Here is a 1,090-nt window from a genome sequence, read left to right as displayed (position 1 = left end):
CAACGGCAGGCTCGAGCACCTACGCGGCTCCGCACTCGGGTTCCGCAACCTCACGAACTACATCGCGAGATGCTTGCTCGAGTCCGGCGGGTTCAGGCCTCGACTACACCCTGGATTGTGAAGAGCCGGGAAAGCTCTACCTGTGTGCGTTCAAGGACGTCTCCTCCAACCGGGTCGTGGGATGGTCCATGGACTCACGGATGACGTCGTGGCTCGCGGTCACCGCGCTCGGCAATGCCGTCGCCAGACGTCGCGCCGAGGGCACTCAGGTGGCCGGCTGCATCGTCCACACCGACAGAGGCAGTCAGTTCCGCAGCCGAAAATTCGTCCACGCGCTGAACCGCCACCACCTCATCGGATCCATGGGACGCGTCGGGGCCGCGGGCGATAACGCGGCCATGGAGTCGTTCTTCGCGCTGCTGCAGAAGAACGTCCTCAACACCCGCCGATGGGCCACCAGAGAAGAGCTCCAGATCGCGATCATCACCTGGCTCGAGAGGACCTACCACCGCCGCCGCAGACAAGCCGCCCTCGGCCGATTGACCCCCATCGAGTACGAAGCCATCATGAACCAGACCGTCGCCCTGGCGGCCTAACCCCAACTGTCACCTACTCATGCAGCAGTCCCATCCGCTAGCGTGGAACTCTGTCACGCTAGGTTCCTTTCAACGGCATGGAGGAACCGATGAGCACAGCGAGGGGACGGTCGCCTCGTCTCCTGCTGGACACGAACGTCGTCATCGCGCACGAAAATGACGGCGATTCCGCTCACGCGAACGCAAACGCCGCCGAAGCGCTCGTAAAGTTGGCACGCGGTTTGGGGTTCGAGTTGCTCTTGAGCAACGGCACACGCAGCGATTTCACCGACGCGCCTCTGGCCCTAAGGCAGCGCCGCATGCGCACGTTGGAGAAGTACTACCGAACACTCAACCGCGTTCCTGAGAACCCGATTGTGCGGGGACAGTGTCGCGCGTCAAGATTCTTGGCAGGGCTGTTGAGTCAGTCCTGAAGGAGAATCAGAACTATGGGAAGACCCCCTTCGATCCCGGTCGAGAAGAAGACCCGGATCGTGTTGAGCGTGCTCGCTGGT

At 62.2% G+C, this 1,090-nt stretch carries 1 pseudogene; it reads left to right on the top strand.

Annotation, left to right across the window (positions count from 1 at the left end):
* Positions 1-101: 101 nt before the first annotated feature.
* A pseudogene (locus tag ABD213_RS15010) lies at positions 102-596 on the top strand (transposase); the annotation flags it as partial.
* Positions 597-1,090: the final 494 nt, after the last annotated feature.

The organism is Aeromicrobium halocynthiae (assembly GCF_039531385.1).
GTDB classification, from domain to species: Bacteria; Actinomycetota; Actinomycetes; order Propionibacteriales; family Nocardioidaceae; genus Aeromicrobium; species Aeromicrobium halocynthiae.
This window is presented reverse-complemented; position numbering and strand designations above follow the sequence as displayed.